General features: G+C 58.2%; 7 protein-coding genes and 2 tRNA genes. 3 read left to right on the plus strand and 6 right to left on the minus strand.

Features of this window, described 5'->3' with window-relative positions:
- A partial coding sequence (locus tag Q7U71_07075; protein MDO9391517.1) for a hypothetical protein occupies nucleotides 1-785 on the minus strand: 785 nt, incomplete at its 3' end.
- Nucleotides 786-981: 196 nt separating this feature from the next.
- Between Q7U71_07075 and Q7U71_07080 the strand changes: the two genes are divergently transcribed.
- The 3 genes from Q7U71_07080 to Q7U71_07090 all read left to right on the plus strand — a co-directional run bounded on the left by Q7U71_07080 (nucleotide 982) and on the right by Q7U71_07090 (nucleotide 1,490).
- Nucleotides 982-1,060 (plus strand) — tRNA-Asp (locus tag Q7U71_07080).
- Nucleotides 1,061-1,167: 107 nt separating this feature from the next.
- Nucleotides 1,168-1,449, plus strand: a complete 282-nt coding sequence (locus Q7U71_07085; GenBank protein ID MDO9391518.1) for a GIY-YIG nuclease family protein — start codon at nucleotides 1,168-1,170, stop codon at nucleotides 1,447-1,449.
- Nucleotides 1,415-1,490 (plus strand) — tRNA-Phe (locus Q7U71_07090). The genes Q7U71_07085 and Q7U71_07090 overlap by 35 nt, the downstream gene beginning before the upstream one ends.
- A 37-nt stretch (nucleotides 1,491-1,527) precedes the next feature.
- Here the strand turns inward: Q7U71_07090 and Q7U71_07095 are convergent.
- The 5 genes from Q7U71_07095 to Q7U71_07115 all read right to left on the minus strand — a co-directional run.
- The gene (locus tag Q7U71_07095; protein ID MDO9391519.1) at nucleotides 1,528-2,256 is read right to left on the minus strand and encodes an ABC transporter ATP-binding protein; all 729 of its coding nucleotides are present in this window, start codon (nucleotides 2,254-2,256) and stop codon (nucleotides 1,528-1,530) included.
- Between the two features lie 127 nt (nucleotides 2,257-2,383).
- Nucleotides 2,384-2,998: a hypothetical protein gene (locus tag Q7U71_07100; GenBank protein ID MDO9391520.1), complete on the minus strand. Its 615-nt coding sequence runs from the start codon at nucleotides 2,996-2,998 to the stop codon at nucleotides 2,384-2,386.
- A 62-nt stretch (nucleotides 2,999-3,060) separates the two neighbouring features.
- A complete protein-coding gene (locus Q7U71_07105) occupies nucleotides 3,061-3,861 on the minus strand; it encodes an ABC transporter permease (protein MDO9391521.1) in 801 nt (266 codons plus the stop codon).
- Between the two features lie 75 nt (nucleotides 3,862-3,936).
- Nucleotides 3,937-5,307 (minus strand): replicative DNA helicase, encoded by a 1,371-nt coding sequence (gene dnaB, locus Q7U71_07110; GenBank protein ID MDO9391522.1) that lies wholly within the window; start codon nucleotides 5,305-5,307, stop codon nucleotides 3,937-3,939.
- 67 nt (nucleotides 5,308-5,374) lie between these two features.
- The coding region (locus Q7U71_07115) for a uracil-DNA glycosylase (GenBank protein ID MDO9391523.1) at nucleotides 5,375-5,734 on the minus strand (360 nt) is incomplete at its 5' end.

The raw sequence follows: 5,734 nt of genomic DNA on the forward strand, positions 1-5,734 counted from the left end.
AGGGTGACCATATTGCCGGGGAAGGAGACCAGGGCCGAGATCCCCACCGCGTTGCCGTGGCCGTAATCCTTGATCTGCCCGAAATCGTAATAGATCCGGCTTCCCAGGATGGCGGTATTGATGATGGGCAGGCCCAGGTCGGCGCCGAAGGCGGTCACAGCGTCATTGGTAGCGCTGGTCTGGTCGGGGTCGACATCGGTGACCACCGTACCGCCCACTTCAAATCCCTTGATGATGGGGATGCCGGTGCCGGACAGGGGGCAGACGAAGCCCCGCAGGCCGTAGATCTCGGCCCGGTCGAAGTTGGAGACCATGGACTGGATGCCGAACAGGGTCGGGGCCTCGCCCCAGGGGAACTTCAGGTTGAGCTCCATCCCGATCTTGCGGTTCAGGTCGTCGGCCCGGTTGCTGTAGTTGCTCATCAAAAACCCGTTGCCCAGGGTGGTGGCGTCCAGGGCCCCTACCCGGGTGTAGAACTTGTCGGTCCGGTTGCCCCAGCTGACATAGCGGACCAGCCGCATCATCTTGCTGGCCGGCTTCCATTCTTCCTTGCGGATGCCGTCGTTGTTCACCAGCAGGGAAACATCCAGGCCCACCCCCAGCTTGGAGAACCGCAGTTCCGGGGTCAGCTGCAGCAGGAAATAGGCCTTGCCGTCTATCATGGTCAATCCCATGCCGCCTGTGAAGCTGGAACCGCTGTCGGCTGGCGCTCCGGGCATGGTCTGGGCAGAACCGGCGCTAAAAAAGGCGGCCAGTACGAGAGCTAAGATCAGTGTCTTTTTCATGTCGGGCTCCTGATATTATTAGTGGTTGTTTTTTAGCAAATACCTGCGTTTATTATACTATTATAGCTTTTATCTGTCAACTCCAAACAGACGTTTTATCCCGGATATTCCGGCCCGGGATTTAGAATTTATTTTACCGGCCCTTTTAGATAGTTGACAGGCTTTTTAGATTATGCTATAATTCGTTGTTTATGGTGGGGTCGTAGTTCAGCTTGGTTTAGAACGCCTGCCTGTCACGTAGGAGGTCGCGGGTTCGAACCCCGTCGATCCCGCCATAAACAAAGCTCTGTAATACAGGGCTTTTGTATTTATATTTGGATCTGGGGCACGGTAGCTCAGGTGGTAGAGCGCCCCGATAAATCGGGGGCGGCGGCAGTTAGGAATGACAGTATATTTCATATACATACTTCAGAGCCTGAAAGATAAAAGGTTTTACATCGGCAGCACGGCTTGTTTGCAGGAAAGACTCTTAAAACACAATTCTGGCGGTGTTGATGCCACAAAATATCGCAGGCCTTTGGAGATAGTATACACTGAATCATTTCCGGAAAAGTCGGCAGCTCTTTTAAGGGAAAAATATTTGAAATCCCTAAAAAGCCATAAGGCCGTTAAAGAAATTATAGATAGTTGGCACGGTAGCTCAGGTGGTAGAGCGAGGGACTGAAAATCCCTGCGTCGGCAGTTCAACTCTGTCCCGTGCCACCATTTTAAAAAACCAGGCGAAAGCCTGGTTTTTTTATTTTCAGTCCGCCTCGCCCCGGATGAACTGCTGGATGTTCTGGTCGGGCGACTTTTTTATCTGTTCCGGGGTGCCGCAGAAGATTATCCGGCCCTGGTGCAGCATGGCTATCCGGTCGGCGATCTTGTTGGCGCTGACCATGTCGTGGGTGACCGCGATGGAAGTGATGGATAGCTTGGCGGCCAGGGTCATCATCAGGTCGTTGATCTTGTCGGCGGTGATGGGGTCCAGGCCGGTGGTGGGCTCGTCGTAAAGGATGTAGTCCGGATCCATGGCCAGGGCCCGGGCCAGCCCCACCCTTTTCTTCATCCCCCCGGAAAGCTCCGAGGGCATCAGTTTTTCAGTGCCGGACATGCCCACCAGGGCCAGCTTTTCGGCCACCTTCCCGGCGATGCTGGCATCATCCAGATCGGAATGCTCCTTAAGCCCCAGGCCCACGTTCTGGGCCACGGTCATGGAGTCGAACAGGGCCGCCCCCTGGAACAGCATCCCGAACCTCCGGCGTATGGCATACAGCTCGTGCTTTTTTATCCGGGTGATGTCGGTGCCGTCGATGGTAACCGTGCCCAGGTCGGGCCGGGCCAGGCCGATGATGTGGCGCAGCAGCACGCTCTTGCCGCAGCCGGAGCGCCCCATGATCACCATGGTCTCGCCGGTCTGGATCTCCAGCCCCACCCCGTCCAGGACCTTTTTGTGCCCGTAGGATTTATGTAGATCGCGGATAGTTATCATTTAAGTATGAAACGGCATTTAATTGTTAGCTCCTGGCTTCGGACCTCTACCAACCCTCCCCGCTGCGGGGAGAGCCTGCACTGAGAAGAAAGGCTTGCTTTACAATCGAAAGTGGACAAGGGAGGGGTTATTTCTTTAAAACAAACCCTGCATCGGTGATGTATACGGCGTAAGCATTGGGATCAGGATACTGGAAGGCGGCTATTCCCTGGACCGCATCTATCAAAGGGTATTTTTGCCCGTAGCGCAGCAGGGTTCCCCAGTATCCCGGTTCCTTGACCAGCTGATAATTGCAGATAGTGGTGGAATCGGCCGACTCCCAGCGCCCGGAAAAACGGGTGACCCGGTAATAGGGTTTGGCTCCCAGGAATCTTAAGAACGGCTTCCATCGCAGGATGTAGCCCTGGATCATCCACTGGTCCCCGGCCAGGGGGAAGACGTGCTTGGCGCCGGTGGATTCATCTGTATAGCTCATCTGCAGGCCACTTTCTGTCTTCAGCGCAGTAACCGTGCCGATGAGCTGATCGTTGTTCAGCAGGCTGTAGGTCCGGGCAAACAGGGACAGCGAGAACATCGAGGCCCCGGCCAGGAGCAGGATCAGGAAGAACAGGAAAGCGCTCCATACAGAGCCCAGCCCGATCTTCTTTTTGACCTTCAGGGCAATGGAAACCACCAGGATGATCAGGGCCAAGAGGCCAAGCCCCAGACCTATCAGGGCTGTGTTTTGGGCGAATTTGTCCATGATTGTCCTCCATTCGGAGTTTACTATTCCCTCTGTGTCTCTGAGCCTCTGTGGCTAATGTTTCACCCGAATATCCAGGCTGACACTATGTAATCGAATATCAGTATCAGCACCGCCGCAGTGACCACCGCCTTGGTGGTGGCCCGGCCCACCCCCTCCGCCCCGCCCTCGGTGGCGAACCCGTGAAAGCACCCGGAAGTGGCGATGATGATGCCGAAGAATATTGATTTCACTATGCCCCCCATCAGGTCCTTGGTGTGGAAGTGGAACCTTAACCCGTCCAGGTAGACCTGGGAGGAGATGCCCACCGAGGCCACCGCCACCAGCCAGCCGCCGATCAGGGCCACGAAGTTGGCGAAGATGGTCAGCACCGGCGACATCACCGCCCCGGCCACGAACCGGGGCATAACCAGGAAGGAAACCGGGTCTATGGCCATGGTCTCCAGGGCGTCGATCTGCTCGGTCACCCGCATGGTGCCCAGTTCGGCGGCGATGCCCGCCCCCACCCGTCCCGCCACCACCAGCGCGGTCAGCACCGGGCCCAGTTCTATCATCACCGCCCGGGCGATCCCGGTGCCCAGCCAGATGGGCGGCACCAGCCCCTGCATCTGGTAGGCGGCCTGGACCGCCGCCACCATCCCGGTGAAGACGGCCGAGAACAGCACCAGCGGCAGGGAATTGACCCCCATCACCATCATCTGCTGAAGGATCAGGCTGGAATTCCTGAATACGTGCCTTAAGGCCAGGATGATCCGGCCGAATAAATAAAAGGCCGAGCCCCATTCCTGAAAAGAATCCAGGGTGGCCTGGCCTATTCCGGCAAGAACCTTGGCCGGATAATTATTGTTATTTTGTGAAGGCATTAAGTAATGGTTTATTTACGCATCCAATTTATTGTTCATGGCATGATCAGTAAGTTTCCCCGCCGTGGAAAACGCCTATTCCTGGCCCTCGTCCTGGCGCTGGCTGTAATTCTCGAACCGGGTGTAGCTCCGCAGGAAGGTCAGTTTCTTGGTGCCCACCGGGCCGTTGCGCTGCTTGGCCACTATCAGGTCGGCTACCTCGGACTCCATGCTGGATTCCGGGGTCCACTCCTCCTTGCTCTTGTAGGGCGTCTTGTCCCGGTGCAGGAACATCACCACGTCGGCGTCCTGCTCGATGGCCCCCGATTCACGCAGGTCGGACAGGATGGGCCGGGAATCCTGGCCCCGCTGTTCGCTTAAACGGGAAAGCTGGGACAGGGCGATCACCGGAACGTTCAACTCCTTGGCCAGGGCCTTGAGGGAACGGGAGATCTCGGAGATCTCCTGCTGGCGGTTCTCGACGCGGGAGGACGAGCCCCGCATCAGCTGCAGGTAATCCACCACCACCAGGCCCAGGTCCACCTCGGACTTCAGCCGCCGGGCCTTGGCCCGGATCTCCAGCGGGCTCATGGCCGAGCTGTCGTCGATGTACATGGGGGCCTGGTGCAATACCGAGGCCGCGCTGACCAGGGCCGGCCATTCCTCCTGGGAAAGATAGCCGCTGCGGACCTTGTGGCCCGAGACCCGGGCCTCGGCGCACAGCAGGCGCAGCACCAGCTGCTCCTTGGACATTTCCAGGCTGAACACCGCCACCGGGATCTGGTTCTGCACCGCCACGTGCTGGGCGATGTTCAAGGCAAAGGCGGTCTTTCCCACCGAGGGCCGGGCTCCCACGATTATCAGGTCGCCCTTCTGCAGGCCGGAGGTCATCAGGTCCAGGTCGGTGAAGCCGGTCTCCAGCCCGGTGATGTGCCGCTTCTCCCGGAACAGTTTCTCCACCGTCTCAAAGCTGTCGTGGATGAAGGTCTTCAGCGGGATCAGGCTCTTGCGCAGGCGCTGTTCCTTGATGGAAAAGATCATCTGCTCCGAGCGGTCCAAAAGCTCCTCGGGGTTCTCGGTGGCCTGGTAGCTGAAGGAGATGATCTCGGAGGCGGTGTTTATCAGGCGGCGCAGCACCGCCTTCTCCACCACTATCCGGGCGTAATAGTCGATGTTGGCCGAGGTGGCCACGCTGTCGGTCAGCTTGGTCAGGTAGACCGGGCCGCCCACCTCGTCCAGGCATTTCTGGCGGCGCAGTTCTTCGGCCAAAGTGACCAGGTCCACCGGCTGGCTGCGCTCGTACAGGGTGACCGCCGCCCGGTAGATCTTGCGATGGGCGCCGAAGTAAAAGTTGTGCTCGTCGGCGATCACTTCCACCGCCCGGCTGACGGCCTCGCTGTCCAAAAGCATCGAGCCCAGCACGGCCATCTCGGCCTCCTGGGACTGGGGCGGCACCCGGTCCGGCATCTGTCTGTCCGGCACCGGCCGGTCCGGCAATTGCCGGTCCAACGGTTTGCGTTCGGCGGGCTGTTGGCTATCGGCCATTCTTAACCTCCTGGTCGTATATCTGACGCACTAGTTTCACGTCCTCCCAGGTATCCCGCTTCCAGGCCGGGTTGCGCAGCAGCGCCGCCGGATGAAAGGTGGGAACGAGTTTGATGTTTTGATAATAATGTATCTTTCCCCGGAGCTTGGAGATGGGGATGTCGGTCTTCAGCAGGGTCTGCGAGGCAAAGGTGCCCAGGGTGCAGATCACCGCCGGCTTGATGATCTCCAATTGTTTGATCAGATAGGGTTCGCAGAGCTCGATCTCGGCCGGCAGGGGATTGCGGTTGTCCGGGGGCCGGCACTTGAGGATGTTGCAGATATAGACCTGGGAGCGCTGGAAATTTAT

The sequence above is a fragment of the bacterium genome (assembly GCA_030655055.1).
Classification (GTDB): Bacteria; Edwardsbacteria; AC1; order AC1; family EtOH8; genus UBA5202.

What these genes read in the sequence shown, in the direction of transcription:
- Q7U71_07085 (MDO9391518.1), top strand. Translation starts at nt 1,168, where the DNA reads ATGACAGTATATTTCATATACATACTTCAGAGCCTGAAAGATAAAAGG.
- Q7U71_07095 (MDO9391519.1), bottom strand. Translation starts at nt 2,256, where the DNA reads ATGATAACTATCCGCGATCTACATAAATCCTACGGGCACAAAAAGGTC.
- Q7U71_07100 (MDO9391520.1), bottom strand. Translation starts at nt 2,998, where the DNA reads ATGGACAAATTCGCCCAAAACACAGCCCTGATAGGTCTGGGGCTTGGC.
- Q7U71_07105 (MDO9391521.1), bottom strand. Translation starts at nt 3,861, where the DNA reads ATGCCTTCACAAAATAACAATAATTATCCGGCCAAGGTTCTTGCCGGA.
- dnaB (MDO9391522.1), bottom strand. Translation starts at nt 5,307, where the DNA reads ATGCCGGACCGGGTGCCGCCCCAGTCCCAGGAGGCCGAGATGGCCGTG.